Annotated in this window: 14 protein-coding genes; 3 read left to right on the top strand and 11 right to left on the bottom strand. The window is 58.6% G+C overall.

All coding sequences use genetic code 11. The features are described from left to right. Positions 1 to 3 precede the first annotated feature (3 nt). Together X265_RS06185 and X265_RS06180 are read left to right on the top strand one after the other, a co-directional pair. Positions 4 to 984: an ABC transporter ATP-binding protein gene (locus X265_RS06185; protein WP_006018758.1), complete on the top strand. Its 981-nt coding sequence runs from the start codon at positions 4 to 6 to the stop codon at positions 982 to 984. After that, positions 981 to 2,021, top strand: a complete 1,041-nt coding sequence (locus X265_RS06180) for an ABC transporter ATP-binding protein (RefSeq protein WP_006018757.1) — start codon at positions 981 to 983, stop codon at positions 2,019 to 2,021. Before X265_RS06185 ends, X265_RS06180 begins: the two co-directional genes overlap by 4 nt. 27 nt (positions 2,022 to 2,048) lie before the next feature. On the opposite strand, the gene glcF is transcribed toward X265_RS06180, so the two are convergent. The 7 genes from glcF to gor all read right to left on the bottom strand — a co-directional run bounded on the left by glcF (position 2,049) and on the right by gor (position 11,737). Further along, positions 2,049 to 3,356 carry a glycolate oxidase subunit GlcF gene (glcF, locus tag X265_RS06175; RefSeq protein ID WP_006018756.1) on the bottom strand — a complete coding sequence of 436 codons (1,308 nt, stop codon included), beginning with the start codon at positions 3,354 to 3,356 and terminating at the stop codon, positions 2,049 to 2,051. Between the two features lie 16 nt (positions 3,357 to 3,372). After that, complete coding sequence (gene glcE, locus X265_RS06170; protein WP_006018755.1) at positions 3,373 to 4,563, bottom strand: glycolate oxidase subunit GlcE; 1,191 nt, start codon at positions 4,561 to 4,563, stop codon at positions 3,373 to 3,375. A 15-nt stretch (positions 4,564 to 4,578) separates the two neighbouring features. Then, the gene (locus X265_RS06165; protein ID WP_006018754.1) at positions 4,579 to 6,015 is read right to left on the bottom strand and encodes an FAD-linked oxidase C-terminal domain-containing protein; all 1,437 of its coding nucleotides are present in this window, start codon (positions 6,013 to 6,015) and stop codon (positions 4,579 to 4,581) included. An 87-nt stretch (positions 6,016 to 6,102) separates the two neighbouring features. Then, complete coding sequence (locus tag X265_RS06160; protein ID WP_006018753.1) at positions 6,103 to 6,972, bottom strand: VOC family protein; 870 nt, start codon at positions 6,970 to 6,972, stop codon at positions 6,103 to 6,105. 127 nt (positions 6,973 to 7,099) lie between these two features. Continuing rightward, complete coding sequence (locus X265_RS06155; protein ID WP_006018752.1) at positions 7,100 to 8,554, bottom strand: NAD-dependent succinate-semialdehyde dehydrogenase; 1,455 nt, start codon at positions 8,552 to 8,554, stop codon at positions 7,100 to 7,102. Between the two features lie 25 nt (positions 8,555 to 8,579). Further along, on the bottom strand, positions 8,580 to 10,136 hold the full coding sequence (locus X265_RS06150; RefSeq protein ID WP_006018751.1) for a class I adenylate-forming enzyme family protein: 1,557 nt from the start codon (positions 10,134 to 10,136) through the stop codon (positions 8,580 to 8,582). 215 nt (positions 10,137 to 10,351) lie between these two features. Further along, positions 10,352 to 11,737: a glutathione-disulfide reductase gene (gene gor / locus X265_RS06145; RefSeq protein WP_006018750.1), complete on the bottom strand. Its 1,386-nt coding sequence runs from the start codon at positions 11,735 to 11,737 to the stop codon at positions 10,352 to 10,354. Between the two features lie 202 nt (positions 11,738 to 11,939). On the opposite strand from gor, the gene X265_RS06140 reads away from it, so the two are divergent. Then, complete coding sequence (locus X265_RS06140) at positions 11,940 to 12,668, top strand: FadR/GntR family transcriptional regulator (protein WP_006018749.1); 729 nt, start codon at positions 11,940 to 11,942, stop codon at positions 12,666 to 12,668. Between the two features lie 87 nt (positions 12,669 to 12,755). On the opposite strand, the gene X265_RS06135 is transcribed toward X265_RS06140, so the two are convergent. The 4 genes from X265_RS06135 to X265_RS06120 are packed head-to-tail and all read right to left on the bottom strand — an operon-like array spanning position 12,756 to position 17,125. After that, positions 12,756 to 13,742, bottom strand: coding sequence for a carbohydrate ABC transporter permease (locus X265_RS06135; RefSeq protein WP_013500408.1), 987 nt, complete (start codon positions 13,740 to 13,742; stop codon positions 12,756 to 12,758). Beyond that, positions 13,739 to 14,611 carry a carbohydrate ABC transporter permease gene (locus X265_RS06130; RefSeq protein WP_006018747.1) on the bottom strand — a complete coding sequence of 291 codons (873 nt, stop codon included), beginning with the start codon at positions 14,609 to 14,611 and terminating at the stop codon, positions 13,739 to 13,741. The genes X265_RS06135 and X265_RS06130 overlap by 4 nt, the downstream gene beginning before the upstream one ends. A 32-nt stretch (positions 14,612 to 14,643) precedes the next feature. After that, positions 14,644 to 16,005, bottom strand: coding sequence for an ABC transporter substrate-binding protein (locus X265_RS06125; RefSeq protein ID WP_006018746.1), 1,362 nt, complete (start codon positions 16,003 to 16,005; stop codon positions 14,644 to 14,646). Continuing rightward, positions 15,965 to 17,125: an ABC transporter ATP-binding protein gene (locus X265_RS06120; RefSeq protein WP_006018745.1), complete on the bottom strand. Its 1,161-nt coding sequence runs from the start codon at positions 17,123 to 17,125 to the stop codon at positions 15,965 to 15,967. Before X265_RS06120 ends, X265_RS06125 begins: the two co-directional genes overlap by 41 nt. Between the last annotated feature and the right edge of the window lie 8 nt (positions 17,126 to 17,133).

The following is a 17,133-nucleotide window of genomic DNA, read 5'->3' as shown; positions in this document are numbered from 1 at the left end:
GAAATGTCGGGGCCCCCGATACTGGATGTACGCGGGCTCTGCGTGGGCATCTGGTCGGGCAAGACGGAGCTGAGTGCTGTCGCAGACGTTTCGTTCCGGGCCTATTCAGGCCAGGTCGTGGCGCTCGTAGGCGAAAGCGGCGCGGGCAAGAGCATCACCGCGATGTCGCTCACCCATCTACTGCCAATGCCACCGATCAAGATCACGGCCGGCGAAATACGCCTCTCCGGCCGTGATATGCAGACGCAGTCACCAAAACAGATCAGGGACATCCGAGGCAACGAGGTCGGCATCGTTTTCCAGGAGCCGATGACAGCGCTGAACCCAAGCCTGCGCATCTGGCGCCAGATCGCCGAGCCGCTGGTGCGTCATCGCCGGATGTCCTGGAGCGCCGCCAAAGCGCAGGCGATCTACCTTCTCAAGAAGGTCCGCATCCCGGATGCAGAGACCAAAGCCGAGGCCTATCCTCACCAGCTCAGTGGGGGTATGCGCCAGCGTGTCATGGTTGCTATCGCGATCTCCTGCGAGCCAAGACTCATCATCGCGGACGAGCCGACGACAGCACTCGACGTCACCGTGCAGGCGCAGATTTTGACGCTTCTCACTGACCTTACCCGCGGATTGGGCGGGGCGCTGCTTCTCATCACGCACGATCTCGGCGTCGTGGCGCGCTACGCCGACTGGGTCAACGTGATGTATGCCGGCCGCATCGTCGAGACAGCGGCGGCCGACGACCTCTATCGCGATGGGCGCCATCCTTATACGCACGCCCTCCTCGCCTCCGTGCCCAAGATCGTCGGTCCGATCGCTCATCGGCTCGAGTCGATCGCTGGGCAGCCACCCGCCCCCTCCGACGGAACCGGGGGCTGCGCCTTCGCACCGCGCTGCCCACGTCGGACCGAACGGTGCGACGAACGCCCTCCGCTTAGCGGCGACGAACGCACACGGAACGGCCATCTGTTCGCGTGCTGGAATCCGCTATGAACGACGTAGCAACGAATATTCTCGAGGTCTCGGACCTGTGCGTCGACTATGCAAGCACAACCTCTTTCGGCGTAACGGGCGCCCCCTCCGTTCGAGCTGTCAAGGGCATATCCCTCACACTCCAGCGCGGCGAAACTCTCTCGCTCGTCGGCGAAAGCGGTTGCGGCAAATCCACCACGGCCATGGCCATACTACAACTGACGCCGCCGAGCGGCGGCCGGGTCGTGTTCGACGGACGCGATATCACGGGCTTCAGTCATCGCCAGATGCGACCGCTAAGGCGTGAGATGCAGATCATCTACCAGGATCCGTTCGGGTCGCTAAATCCCCGCATGACAATCGCCGACCTGATCGCCGAACCGATGGCGATTCAGGGCGTCGGCAGATCGGGCCACGAGCGCCGCGCGAAGGCTGCCGAACTCCTAGATACGGTCGGAATGGGTACTCGCTTCCTCGACCGCTATCCGCACCAACTCAGCGGCGGCCAGCGTCAGCGGGTCGCCATCGCGCGCGCCCTGTCACTGCGTCCGAAACTGCTCATCTGTGATGAGCCGGTCTCAGCTCTCGACGTCTCAGTGCAGGCCCAGGTTCTGAACTTGTTTTCCGACCTCAAGGAGCAGTTCGGCTTGTCCTATCTGTTCATCTCGCACGACCTCGGCGTCGTCCGACACATGAGCGATCGGGTCGCAGTGATGTATCTCGGACGCATCGTCGAGATCGCGACGCGCGACGACCTCTACGGCGAACCGCTCCATCCCTACACGCGCATTCTTCTCGATGCGGTAGCGGTGCCGGACCCGCAAATCGAGCGCGCCCGCGATCACGTGCTCCTTCAGGGCGAGGTGCCGAGCGTCGCCACCCCCCCGCCCGGCTGTCCATTTCACCCTCGCTGTCAGTCCGCCATGCCGGTCTGCAGCCGCGAAATTCCGCCGCTGCGGTTGCACGGCAATCGGCAGATCGCCTGCCATCTGTATGATGAGACAGCAGCCAATAAGGCAATCGAAGCCGCGATGGACGGAAATGGCAATCCAAACTAGGACGTCAGAGCGGTCGCTTGTCCGCACCTAGCCCAAGCACCCCTTTAGGACGTCAGGCAACGGGCCGCCCATCGCCCAATCGACCAACTCCACCGTGTGGACGACTGGAATGCGTGTTCCAGCACCAATCTGCGTTATGCAGCCGAGATTTCCACTCGCAATGATTTGCGGTTTGACCTTCTCAATGTTGGTGACCTTTCGTGCGCGCAGTCGATTGGCGATCTCAGGCTGCAGTACGTTGTATGTTCCGGCGGAGCCGCAACATATGTGGCCTTCCGGTACTTCTCTCACTACAAACCCCATTCGCCTCAAAAGTGACTTCGGCTGATCTCTAACCTGCTGTCCATGCTGCATCGAGCATGCCGAATGGTAAGCCACGACCTGGCCGGTAGTCCGAACACCGTCTTGAAGCGGTAATTCATGCAAGAATTCTGTGATGTCCCGCGCTAGAGCCGAGATCCGTACGGCTTTCTGAGCGTAGGCGTTATCGTTGCGAAGTAGGAAGCCATAATCTTTAATGACCGTTCCGCAACCGGACGTCGTAACCACGATGGCGTCGAGGCCGCCGTTCTCGATTTCGCGTGTCCATACATCCACGTTGTGTCGAGCCGCATCCAGCGCCCGACTTTCGTATCCCAAGTGCTGCACGAGAGCTCCGCAGCACCCTTCGTCGATCGGTTGAACTACTTCGATACCGTGACGCGTCAACAACCGGATTGCAGCCTCGTTGATGTTCTGGCCGAGGACCTGCTGGGCACATCCGCTCAGAAGCGCAACCCGACCGCGCGGCCTATCGACGGTCGCGCCCGGTAACCTTCGGGTCGGCCTTCTTCGCTTGAATGACGACGAAAGTTCAATCATCGCGGCGAGTTGCGCGCCGCCGGGAAGATTGGCGAGCCACTTTCTGATCGGCCTGCTCACGGTAGCCACGCGTAAAGCCAACCTAAGTCGGCCCGGAAACGGCAGCACCTTCGCCAACATGCCTCGAAGCAACCGATCAGGCAGAGGACGCGTATAGGTTCGGGCGATATGGGCTCGCGCGTGATCGACCAGGTGCATGTAGTGCACGCCGGACGGACAGGTCGTCATGCAGGAAAGACACGTCAGACATCGATCGATATGCTCGACGACCTGAGGGGTCGCCGGCTTTTCCTCCTCCAACATGTCCTTGATCAGATAGATGCGCCCGCGCGGACTGTCCGCTTCGTCACCAAGAAGCAGATATGTCGGGCATGTCGCAGTACAAAAGCCGCAATGCACACAGGCACGGAGGATTTTTTCTGACTCGCTTACATGTGCATCGGCCAAGGCCGTCAGCGAGAAGTTTGTTTGCATACCAGTCCGCCTCGCCTCAGATACCGGCGTACATCCTGCCGAAATTTAGAACGCGGTCAGGATCGAAAGATTTCTTGATTTCCTGCGTCAACTTGAGCACCGCAGGAGGAAGCGGCTCGAACACATCGATCCTGCGGCGAATCTCCGATGAAGCCCGTACGAGTGTGGCGTGCCCACCGGTATTGACCATAGCTTCCCGAACGACCGACGCTCCCGCATCGTCAGCGCCCACGACCGCGAGCCACACGAGACCACCGCCCCAGTCGTAGAAATACCGCACGCCGAGTTTTCGCCGGATGTCAGCAAGAGCACGCGGCGCTTTGGAGGGGGCCAAGGACAACCGCCAAATGGAACGATCCATTGGCTGAGCCAGCCAGTGCGCGTCGCGGATGCGCAACCAAAAGTTTGCGCTTTCATCCCCTTCGATCAGGTCGGGCAGCCCAAAGGAGCACCAGAGCCTGGCAAGTTCGCGGGATCCGTAGGCTACCGAGCCCTCGGACCCCTCTAGTCGAACGATCGTAGTCGAGTCCGACCCAATACTCGCCGGGATATGCGCCGCCGCCGAGACCGCGAAAGTCGACCCGAGCGCTGCGGTTAGCGCCGAAATCGCTGTCATGTCGTCCAAGCCGCGCAATCCCAGCGATAGGGAACGCGCCGGCTTCGGCAACACCTTGAAGATGGCTTCGCTCAAAACGCCGAGCGTGCCCCACGCACCGCAGGTCAGCTTGACCAAATCGAGCCCGGTGACATTCTTCATCACGCGCCCGCCGGATTTCACGATGTCTCCGCGGCCCGTGACCAAGCGAACGCCGATCAGGCTGTCGCGACAAGCTCCGACCGCGACACGACGCGGACCCGAAACATTCCCGGCGACAATACCTCCGATTGTCGGCTCTGCGCTCGTCCCGAACAACACACGATGATCCATCGGCTCGAACGGAAGCATCTGGTTGTGCTTGGCGAGCATCCGATCGATTTCGGAAACCGGCGTTCCAGGCAAAGCACCGATGACGAGCTCTGTCGGCTCATAAAGTGAAACTCCGCGCATGCGCTCGGTCGTTAGAGGCATAGCGTATCCACCCAGCGGTCGGCCCATCGCCGACTTGGAGCCGGCGCCGCGCACGACGAGAGGCATCTTTGCTGTAGCCGCATCCTTGATGGCAGACGACAGTCCGCACTCGTCGCGCGGCTTATAGCAATCGGTCATCACACTCCCGTCACCCTAACCTTGACATCGAAAATCGAGGGGAAACACCTTATCCGTATTGAGCAGCCATCGCGGATCGAACGCGGCGCGCACCCGAATCTGTTGAGCCAGATCGGCATCGTCAAACTGGCAGCGCATTAGATCACGCTTCTCGATACCGACACCGTGCTCGCCCGTCAGGCACCCACCAACTTCAACGCAGAGCCTGAGAATGTCATCTCCCGCTGCTTCCGCCTTCGACTGCTGCGACGGATCGTTCGCGTTGTAGAGGATGAGCGGATGCATGTTGCCGTCACCGGCATGGAAAACATTCGCGACACGCAATCCGTGTCGCTGTACGATCTTGGAGATCTCCGCCAAAACGTACGACAGCTTGCCGGTCGGCACCGTGCCGTCCATGCACAAATAGTCAGCGACTCGCCCGGTCGCACCGAAAGCCGACTTCCGCCCCTTCCAGATTGCCGCCGTCTCAATTGCCGACCTGCTCTCGCGCACTGTCGTCGCACCATTCGCACGAGCGATGGCGGTGATGTCCGCCAGCGTCGCGTCCATCTCGGCGTCGGACCCTTCGACCTCTACAATCAGAAGGGCCTCGACATCGAGCGGATAGCCGGCCTTGGCGAAGGCCTCGCAGATCTCGATGGCGGCCTTGTCCATGTATTCGATGGCTACGGGAATGATACCGGCGGCAATGACGTCCGCAACCGCCTTGCCCGCTCCCTCGCAAGACGGGAAACCGAACAGAACCGGGCGCGCTCCCTCGGCCGATTTCAGAATTCGGAGGGTCGCTTCGGTCACTATCCCGAGCTGCCCCTCGGAGCCGACGACCAGGCCCAGCAGATCGAGTCCAGCGCTATCGAGATAGTCACCGCCGAGATCGATGATCGATCCATCGATCAGTACCATCCTTACGCCGAGGAGGTTATTGGTCGTGACTCCATACTTCAGGCAATGCGCGCCTCCGGAGTTGTTGGCAATGTTGCCTCCGATCGTGCAGGCAAGTTGAGAGGAAGGGTCTGGCGCATAGAAGAAGCCGTTCTCCGCCACCACCGCCGTTACGCTCAAATTTGTGACTCCCGCTTCGACGCGGATGAAGCGGTCATCGTAGTTGACCGCGAGCACCCGATTCATCTTTGAAAGTCCGAGAACGACGGCGTCTTCACTCGGAATTGCCCCGCCGGCGAGAGACGTACCTGCGCCGCGCGGCACGACCTTGACGCCGGTGTCGTGACAGTATTTCAAAACGGCACTCACCTCTTCGGTCGTCTTCGGTAGGACGACGGCGAGCGGCATCTTGCGATAGGCCGTCAACGCATCTGTCTCATAAGCCCGACACTCGTCCGTCGACGTTATTAGCCCAGCGGGGTCAACAAGGCGGGTTAGATCGTTTATGATTGAATCTCGGCGCGCGAGGATTTCTCGATTTGGTTCGGTGAACCTAATTTTGCTCATCGTATCCTCGTCATCGGATATTTTTCCGATGGGTCAGTCGCGGCCTGATGCAATCGACATAAGCCCGACGCATCCACCATCGAGCTTCTATTGCACTAACGCCACGACCCTCTCAGGGTGGCCCGACCAGCGCCAACCAAGCGTCGGCCGCGATAGCCCTAGCATCATTCCGCCAAGGGCCGGAGGATGAAGCCAGAGTTGCTCCGGATCTCGACCGCTCCGCTTCTCCTCGCGCGGATCCAGCGTGTGTCCCACGTCGTCCGCCTTCGCCGATCTTTCGATGCGACCGATCTCTCGGCTTTCGGCATACGCCATATAGAAAGACGAGCCTTGGCGGGCGTGATACCTGCCGAGCGTCTTGGTGAAGTCCGTCGGCGTGATGACTTCAAATCGGTCGAGGCGATCAGGCGCGAAGAGAGTGAGGACGCCCGTATAGCCAAAGAGCTCCGAGGTAATCGTCACGAAATTCCGTGTATCAAGACGAAAGACTTCGGCGAAGCGCGTTACCGCGGCTGCCTGGTCGGCCGCGAGCAAAGTCACCTCATAAAGGAAATCAATCCCGCCGGTCGGCTCCACCGTACGCGGGGGAGAGATTACGAAATGGACCGGCTTCCCCTCGATTTCGAACCGGAGAAAATCCTGGCCATTTTCGTGCTGATGCTCAACTCCGACCGACGTGGCATGATGCACCAGTGCACGCGGGTCGAGTGAGGTCGCGCCGGCGCCGAATAGATGAGATCGCCCGCGTCTTGCCAGTTCGTCCGCGACAACGCCGTTGCCTTCCGGCTCCAACAACTCAATCTCGCCGGTCCCGGCACGCAATGTCACTCGTTTGGCGCCCAATCCCCGGACCCGATCCGCAGAGACTTGTTCCGCCCCCAATCGGCGACGCCACATCTCCGCGGCACTTTTGGCATCCGGCGTCGCGATCTGAACGCGGTCGATGGTCAACAACACTTCGCTAACTCGCTTTAGGCGTTGGATCTTTGGGCCCTAGAGTCTGGCGCGGCGAAGGACCGTCGCGAGGTTTGACCTGCGCGACGCATGCTCCGCGACGGCGTATCAGCATTGCCGATCGCGCATGCTAACCGTGCATCTGGGTCAGGAACTTAGTGTTGAGATACGCGTCCATCGCTTCTGTACCACCTTCCGAACCGTATCCGGAGTCCTTGATTCCTCCGAAGGGAGTCTCCGGTAAGGCAAGGCCTTGGTGGTTGATCGACACCATTCCACTCTCCACGATCGAGCCGAGCGCGCCGATCGTCGCCGCTGACTTCGTATACGCATATGCAGCAAGGCCATAAGGGAGCCGATTCGCTTCGACCATGGCATCCTCGAATGTCGAGAACGACGCGATTGGCACAACAGGGCCGAATGGCTCCTCGTTCATAATGCGCGAGTCCAGAGGCACGTCCGTCAGAACCGTCGGTTGAAAGAAGAAGCCATCGTTGCGCAGGCGCCTTCCACCTGTCCGGATGCGCGCGCCGCGCTGAACGGCGTCCGAGACCAGCGCGTCCATCGCCTCGACTCGACGGAGATTAGCTAGTGGTCCCATTTGGGTCGCTTCGTCGAGGCCGTCCCCGACGACGAGAGCTTTGGCAGCAGCGGTGAATTGTTCAACGAAGTCGTCGTAGACCCGTTCATGGACCATGAACCGGGTCGGAGAAACACAAACCTGGCCGGCATTCCTGAACTTTGCCGCGGACAGCAATTTTGCCGCTTGTTTGACATCTGCGTCCTCGAAGACTAGCGCAGGCGCATGTCCACCTAGCTCCATCGTAACGCGCTTCATGTGACTTCCAGCGAGAGCCGCAAGCCGCTTCCCGACTGGCGTCGAACCCGTGAACGAAATCTTGCGAATGACAGGGTGGGCAATCAAGTATTCCGATATGTCGGACGGCACACCGAAAACGAGATTGAGGACACCGGAGGGCAAGCCGGCATCGACATAAGCATTGACCAGAGCTGCACAACTTGCCGGCGTTTCTTCGGGTCCCTTCAGAATCACGGAGCACCCGGCCGCCATCGCAGCTGATATCTTTCTGACGGCTTGGTTGATCGGAAAATTCCACGGCGTGAAGGCGGCGACAGGCCCAACTGGCTCGCGGATCACGACCTGCTGTACGGCGCCGGAACGTGACGGAATGGTCCGACCGTAGGATCGACGCGCCTCCTCCGCGAACCAGTCGATGATGTCTGCGCCGAGCAACACCTCCATCTTCGCCTCGCCCAGCGGCTTGCCTTGCTCGAGCGTCATGATACGCGCGATTGAGGCGGCTCGCTCGCGGAGCTTTTCGGCAGCCCCACGCATCAATTTGTATCGCTCGAAGGAAGACGTCCTCCGCCACAATTCGAACCCGCGCACGGCCGATTCAAGTGCGTCGTCGAGATCGGGGATAGACGCGTGCGCAACTGTTCCGATCAATTTTCCCGTCGCCGGATTCAGGATGGGCTCGACCTTTCCGCTCGTTCCATCGCGCCAGGATCCATCGATGAACAACTTTGTATCGGGGTACATCTGCTCGCGACTTGTCACCATTTCCGTCCGTCCGGTCTATAATTCGTTAAACTGAGGTAGCCGCTGACAGCGACTCCTCGGCGCGCTTTTTCAAGTCGTGCTTTCTAATCTTCCCGTTCGGGGCTACCGGAAGTTGCGGCAAGACAATGATCTGCTGCGGCTTCTTGTATGGTGCGAGCTGCCGCTCCACGAGCGCGAGCAGTTCGGCCACTTCGATGGTGCTTCCAGGGGTCGGCTCAACGAAAGCGATGATTTCCTCGTTGCCCTCGATTGATCGCCCGACTACCGCGGAATTGAGAACCGCCGGATGAGAATTGAGGACAGCCTCGATTTCGGGCGGATAGACGTTGAAGCCGGACCTGATAATTAGCTCCTTCGACCGGCCTTGGACCACCAGTTCGCCGCCCGGCGACCGGCTGACGATATCTCCGGTTTTCAAATATCCTTCGCGATCGATCGCCTCCGCGGTCATGTCCGGCTGACCATAATACCCCAACATCACGTTGGGCCCGCGAACGAGCAGTTCGCCCGCTTCGCCATCGGGTACTTCCCGCCCATCAGGTCCGACGATCTTGGTTTCGATTCCCGGGATTGGCGGTCCGATGTTGATTTCGTTGCTTCCCATGGCATACAGCGTCCGACTGATGGTCGGAGACGTCTCGGTCAGCCCGTAACCATTATGAAGCACCACGCCGAACACTCGCTCGACGCTCTGTCGCAGAGACAGATCGAGCGGTGCCGTTCCGGTATAGACATAACGAAGGTTATTGGGCGTGAGCTTGATATTGTTCTGATCGACGTAAGCGATGATCCGCGACAACATCGCAGGGACGGCATTGAAGGCGGTCAACGAACCATTCACGACGGCGTCGATTGCTTGCGTGAGAGAGAACCTCGGCATGATCCGCAGGTGTGCGCCGACAAACAACATACCTTGCAGCAACGTCAACCCGTACGAATGAGAGATCGGCATAACGCAAAGCGTGACGTCCTCGGGAAAGAGCGTGTTGGTTCTTTTGCCCCGGCCCGCCACGTAAGCGAGGTTGCGATGACTGAGCATCACTCCCTTCGGGCGACCGGTAGTCCCCGTCGTGTAGATGAGAACTGCAACCTGACGGGCGGGATCCTCATAGACCTCCTCGGGAACGGCGCTCGCCTCCAACTTACCGACCTTGATCGCTCCAATCCCCGTGAACGCTTCGGCTTCCGCGCCGCGCCGGCACGCCGCAGCATCTGCTTCCGCCGATATTCCATGCGTATAGAATACGCGTCTGGGCTTGCAATCACCCTCAATGGCGTCCAGTTCGTGCGGGCCGAGCCGTGCGCTCGTCATCACTGCCCATGCATCAAGCCGGCTCGCCGCATACATCAGGACGATGGCGCCGATTGAGTTCTCGCCCACCACCATGACCCGATCACCGGGACGGATCCCTAGACGCGCCAAGTCACCTGCAACGGCCTCGATCGTATCGATCAGTCTCCGATAGGACCAAACGATGCCCCGCTCGTCAGTAAGAGCCGGCCGGGATGCTCCTGCTTTGGCCCCCTCATCCACAATGAGGTGGATGCGTCGCGGCAGGCTAGTCAAATAATCCACTTCCATGGTGGGCCCAATCTTCTTCGCCAGAACTTCCGCATCCAGCTCCTCGACTACAAGCGGCTGCGGATGGCGAGGTTAGTCTGTTGCTGGATTTTCACCGATACTGGTAGGACCAGTTTGGTATGATCACAATCGTATTGTCAAGTGCGTTTTGAGCGGCGCCGCATAACGCGCGCGCCAACGGCCTGAATTTGCACAATCGATCGAAATTGAGCTTTCTAAGCCGCCGCGTCGCGCACGTAACGTGCAGTGCGGGTACGCATAGTCACCAGTTCCTCGGCGGAGGTCGGGTGCAGCGCCATAGTGGCGTCGAAGTCCGCCTTGGTAGCCTTCATCTTTACGGCAATGGCGATGACCTGAACCAATTCGGCCGCGTCCGATCCAACGATATGGCAACCCACGACGCGGTCGCTCCCCGCGTCAACCACCAGTTTCATCAACACCCGCGACTCGCTGCCGGACAGCGTCGCCTTCAACGGGCGGAACGCCGCCTTGTAGACATCAACGATAGCGAACTGCGCCCGCGCCTGCGCCTCGGTGAGGCCCACGGTGCCGACCTGGGGCTGCGTGAACACGGCGGTCGGAATATCGATGTGATCGACCTTGACCGCCCGCTTGCCGAAAACCGTATCGGCGAAAGCGTGGCCCTCACGGATCGCTACCGGCGTCAGATTGAAGCGATGGGTGACGTCGCCGACCGCATAGATATGTGGCACCGAGCTCTGCGAGGCTTCGTTGACGACGATGCCTCCGTTATCCGGGTTGATGGCGACGCCGGCTTTCTCCAGCCCGAGATTTGCGACGGCGGGGTGACGGCCGATGGCGAACATCACCTTGTCGGACGCGATGCTGGAGCCATTCGACAGGTGCGACGTGTACCAATCGTCGTGCTTCTCAATCCCGTCGACCGTGCAACCGGTCAGGATGGTAATGCCGTTCTTCTCCATCTCATCGCGGACATGGGCGCGGACGTCGTCGTCGAAGCCACGCAGGATGTTGTCGCCGCGATAGACCACAGTCACGAGGGAACCCAGGCCCGAGAAGATGCACGCAAACTCCAGCGCGATATAGCCACCGCCCTGGATCAGGATACGCTTCGGCAATTCGGGTAGATGAAATGCTTCGTTCGATGAGATGACATGCTCGATGCCGGGAATGGCCTTGCCGTGGTTCGGTGCGCCGCCCGTGGCGATCAGGATATACTTCGAGCGCACCCTCCTGCCGCCGTCGAGCACCAGCGTATGCGGGTCCTCGAACACGGCGCGCGACTTGATCACCTGCACGCCAGATTTCTCCACGTTGGTGGTGTAGGCCGCTTCCAGCCGGGCGATCTCCTTGTCTTTGTTGGCGATCAGGGTGGCCCAGTCGAACGTCGCCGGCGGAACGGTCCAGCCGAAGCCCGCGGCATCCGCGATGTCGTGGCTGAAATGCGAGGCGTAGGCGAATAGCTTCTTCGGTACGCACCCGCGAATGACGCAAGTGCCGCCCATCCGATATTCCTCGGCGATCATGACGCGGGCGCCATGGCCAGCGGCGATCCGCGCGGCGCGCACGCCGCCCGAGCCGCCACCTATGACAAACAGATCCGTCTCAAAGCTATCCATGCTGGGAAATCAATTCTTTAGGTGGATTTGGCGCGTTTCAGATGCTTCAATTTCCTCAACCTGATATCTACTGAAGCAGGGCGGATTCGACCGAGATCCTCAAGGTTCCTCCAAAGTACTGGTCGACCAATTTGGTCGGCCATGATTAGCTACCGAGGAAATCGAAATCAAGTGGTCGGCAGGACCAGGCAGGATATTTTAGATGACTGAGCGAAATCGAACCGACAAGCTTGAGGCTCCTTCGAACGCCATCGGAAAGATCCTTTCCTTCATCCGTGAGCGCCGCTATCAGCCCTCCGAACGGTTGCCATCAGAACGCGACTTTGCGGAAAAGTTCGACACCAGTCGCGGCGCGGTTCGAGAGGCTCTGGCCGCACTTGAAACCATGCGAGTGATAGAACGGCGCCCAAATTCTGGAATCTATCTGCGAAAGATCGAAGAGAGCAGCATCGATGCTCTAGTGCTTTATGCTGAATCCGGAGTTCCATTCGAGGCCAAGGAAATCGCCGACGTCATGGAGGTCCGGCGCATGCTCGAAGGGCAGGCGGTCAGGTTGGCCTGCACACGCAGGACCGCGGACAACATTCGCGAGATCACCGCCATACTTGAAGAGACCAACAAGCGCCTATCCAAAAAGCAAAGCATAGAGCGCGAGGACGAGGCGTTCCATCTTGCGATTTTTGCTGCAACCAAGAACGACATTTTGCTGCGCGTGGCGAGATCGTTCTACGAACTGTCCAGGCATCGACGGAAGGTCTACTTTGCCGACCAAAATCGAGGTCGACAATCTTATGAGGACCATTGCACCATCTTGGAAGCGATCGAAGAGCGGCGGGTAGGCCTAGCCGAACAACAGATGAACGCTCACCTCTCGCGAACAGTGGAGGCATGGCAATCGCTTCTAGGGGAAACCAAAGTCACAAAACGTTAGTCTTGCCGGGCACCCCGTCCGCCATCTCTACGCGAAATACCCACGGTCTAGCGCGAAGCACGAGGACGTGCTTCGCTCGAACAGTGCCTAACCTTTGAGCGCACCCGCCGTCAGCCCTGCGACGAAATATCGATAGCAGAACATAAAGATAACGAACAACGGCAGAGCAATAAGGGTTGCGCCGGCGAGTATCTCACCCCAACGCAGATCTTGCGCGCCAAGCATTGATGCCAAGCCCACGGGCAATGTCTTGCGATCATCACTCATGATGAGGATGAGCGCGAATACGTAGTCCGCCCAGGACAGCAAAAACGAGAAGATGCCGACCGTAATCAAGCCGGGGGCCGAAAGCGGAAGGACCACCTTGATGAAGGCGCCGAATTGGGAACAGCCGTCCACCATTGCCGCTTCCTCCAGATCGAACGGCATCGATTTGAAAAAGCCCCATAGCAGCCACACCGCCAGCGGCAGCGAAATCGCCAGGTGAGCGATTAGCAGGCCCCACAAGCTATCGGCTAAGCCAGCTATTCGGAACAAGGCGGACATCGGAATAACCAACATCAATGGCGGAAACATGTAGGCGAACAGCATGGACGCGACCAACGTCGTTTTGCCCCGAAACCGTAAACGCGTCGCTCCATAAGCAATGAATGATGACAGCGTCGTCGCCACGGCAATCGTAGCCATAGCCATCATGACGCTATTAACGAAATTCGCCGGATAGTTCGTAAGCTGCAAGAGTGACTTGTAAGAGCTTAGATCGGGTGGCCAGAAAACCAAGGATGAATCCAGAAATAGCTTTTCGGGCGACCTCAGACTGGAGAGGATCATCCAGTAGATCGGGAAGAAGGAATAGATGCAGATTAGCGCAACCGCGGCATACAAACCGACGCGGCCGGCAATCTGCTTCAGCGACTTGCCGTAATACCGCGTCGTTTTCCCGTGCGAGACTGAAGGTGTGGAGTCTGAGATTTCTCTTCCTGAGCCGCTAGAGCTATGCAACATCCGCACCGCTCGTGAACCAACGACGACAGCGGCAGCAGAGCGGGCTTGATTTTGAGTCGACATCGTCATCGTCCCTGCTTGGCCTCGTCGATCGGAAAAACCCTGAGGTAAATCAAGATAATGCTCGCCAACATCAAGAACGAGATGGTGGCGACAGCGGCCCCCCCTCCCAAGTCGAACTCGAGAAACGCTTTTCGGTAGGCCAACGTGGGAAGCGTCTCGGTTTCGTTGAGCGGTCCGCCCTTCGTTAGAAGCCAGATCACGTCGAACTTGTTGAACATCCAGATCCCTCTCAGGAGGATGACCACGATCAACACTGACCTCAATCCTGGCAGCGTGACATGCCAGAATTGCTTCATAACCCCTGCTCCATCGACCCGGGCCGCTTCATACAGTTGAGCCGGAATGGATTGAAGGCCGGCAAGAACACAGGTCACGACAAACGGCGTCCAGATCCAAACGCTAACAAGGACAATAGTCGCCTTCGCGCTCGTTGAATTACCTCCCCAATCGAACATCCCATATCCGAATGACGCGAAGACACTCTTGAGAAGGCCGTAGTTGGGATCAAGAATCCACTGCGTGATGAGGCAGGCGACGACCGTCGGAAGAAAATACGGCACGATTGACAGCGCCCGCACGACAGTCTGCCCCACAAACTGCCTATTGAGGACGAGCGCAATGGTGACGCCGAGAACGACTTGCAGCACGATCGCCGAGATGGCGATCGTGACACCGTTTAACAGCGAGCCCCAGAACAGCGGCTCACTAAGAACCTTCACGTAATTGCCAAGTCCCACCCACTGCGGCGGGTCGATGAACGACGCCGCTGTGTAGAAGGAGAGCTTTATCGAATAGAGGAGAGGTCCGCCAACAATTGTACCGAGTACCAGTACACCCCCGATGAACAAACCGATGATTCGCCAGTCCTGTCGCATAGCCTCGGGCCTCTATTCACCAGTTCCGATGCTCAGCCAATTTTTCGGATTCGATCGGCGGCGGCTTTCACGCAGTCGCTTGACGACATGTTCTTAAGAACCCGATTTTGCAGCATCTCCGGCATAATGTTCGCATCAAAGACCTTGCACGGTCGCAGATCAAACGACGGACCCGTCATATCTATTGAGTTAAGAACCGTCTTGCTGTCTTCATCAATGAACGACTTCATCTGCTCCATCGTCGCCCAATGCTTCTGAATCATCGGATGATTTTTCCACCGTGGATCTTCGTAAATGTCCAATCGCGCCGGTTGGAAATTCATCCAGGCGGAGTGCAGCCAGCGAATATAGTGCGCGTCAATAAACCATTGTAGAAACTTAAAGGCCGCCTCAGTCTGCTTAGTCTTGTAAAGAATAAAGCCATCGAAGGCGAAGGACAGTGCGTTCTGCTTACCAGCACTGTCTGGAGAAGCGAAAATACCATACTTGTTTGCGAGGTCCGGATTGCGAGCTTCCAGCGCCTCGACTACGCGGCCCGAATAGACGGTATGCGCAACCTTTCCCGTCGCGAAAAGACTCATCAGCTCAGCATAGCTGACCGTGTTCATGCCAGCCGGCATCGTTTTATAAAGATCGGCATATAGATCGAGAAAACGGCCGGTCGGTCCGGCATTCCCCGGCGCATCGAGAACGACGTTCCACTTGTCGTCATAAAACTTCGGCGCGTCTGCAAACAAGTTGCCGAAGCTCGCCCAGTTGGTGGCACTGTCACTCGCGAGCGGTATGACGCACCCCCCTCGCTCTATGTTGCCATCCTTCGCGACAGTCAGCGCCCGGCAATTCTCAAGGAACTCGGCCCATGTGTTGGGAACCTTCAGGCCCTTCTCCTGATACAGATCTTTTCTGTAGAAAACCGTCACCAAATTGTAGTCATAGGGATAGAACCAATTTTCTCCCTTATATGACCAGGTTCCCTGCTTCCCCCACGAATATTTTTTGACAAGATCCGTCAACGGCACGATGTGACCCGCCATCGCGTATTGCAAGATGTGCGCAATGTATCCCGCCGTGGCGATATCGTAAGGAGCGCCAGCATTGATGGCCGCCATCGACTTCGCATAACCACCACTAATCGGCGTCGAGTCGACGACGATTTTTACGCCGAACTTGCTCTCGTATTCATTGCACGCATCGCGCAAGGCCGATTGGCTCGCAGCAGTCGTTTCAGCGTTCAAAATGCGAAGCGTTACCCCGGACTGTGCGTTGACATAGGGCGCGGAAAGTGAGCCCGCGATGCCAGCCGCTGCACCAGCCGTCGTTTTGAGAAAACGCCGCCGATCGATGTCGCTCACGTTAGCCTTGGAACTCGGCGCGCCTAAGCTGAGCTTGTCCATGAAGTTCTCTCCCGTTGCCATTTTCGCCTTTCGTCGAGGTCCGCCTCAGTGTCTTGCCGCTCTCGCGCGAGAACAGGTGCAACTTCTCTTGAGACAAATTCACAAAAATTCGGTCGCCCGCCCTCAGCGCATCGTCCCGAGCAAATACCGCGCGGATTTTGTTGCCATCGATCTTACCCAGCACATAGGTTTGCGCGCCGATTTGCTCGACCAAGCCGACTACCAGCTCAAAAGCCGTGGAGGTTTCCGCGCGCTCGATGTGCTCGGGCCTAATGCCAAGCGTGACATCCCTTTCCGCTTCGGAGAATGACTGGGCAGGCAAGTTGACGCTCAAACCGCCGGAGCGCATTACGAGCGCGCCCCCGTCGCGCATCAACCCGCCATCAATCAGGTTCATCTCTGGAGACCCGATGAAAGTCGCCACGAAGGCGTTCGCGGGCCGATCATAAAGGTCAAGCGGACTGCCCGCCTGTTGGATGAATCCGTCACGCATGATCACGATACGATCGCCGAGCGTCATGGCCTCGACCTGATCGTGGGTAACAAATATCATCGTCGCGCCCAATCGGGCGTGTAGCGTCGCAATCTCTTCTCGCGTCCGGACCCGCAGCTTCGCATCAAGGTTCGAGAGGGGTTCGTCGAGGAGGAATACGTCGGGATCTCTGACTAACGCGCGACCAAGCGCTACGCGCTGCATCTGACCACCCGACAATTGGCGTGGCTTGCGCTCCAGCAGGGCCTCCAATCCGAGACTTGATGCCGCGCTGCGCACCCGACGATCGATCTCCTGCTGTGGCGTCCTACGGACCCGAAGGCCGAAGGCCATGTTTTCGAAGACCGTCTTCTGTGGATAGAGAGCGTAGTTCTGAAAAACCATCGCAATGTTGCGATCTTTCGGCGGAAGCGCGGTGACGTCCCTTCCGTCGATCAGAATCTTGCCGAATGTGACGTCATCTAGACCGGCGAGCATTCGCAACGTCGTGGACTTGCCGCAGCCGGACGGGCCGACGAACACGACCAGTTCGCCATCGGCAATATCCAACGAAAAGTCCTGAACGGCCCATGGCCCTCGATCTCCTCCAAAGGATTTCGCGACATTCTGGAGAGTTACTCGCGCCATACAGCCAG

The organism is Bradyrhizobium guangdongense (genome assembly GCF_004114975.1).
In the GTDB taxonomy this organism is placed as follows: domain Bacteria; phylum Pseudomonadota; class Alphaproteobacteria; order Rhizobiales; family Xanthobacteraceae; genus Bradyrhizobium; species Bradyrhizobium guangdongense.
This window is presented reverse-complemented; position numbering and strand designations above follow the sequence as displayed.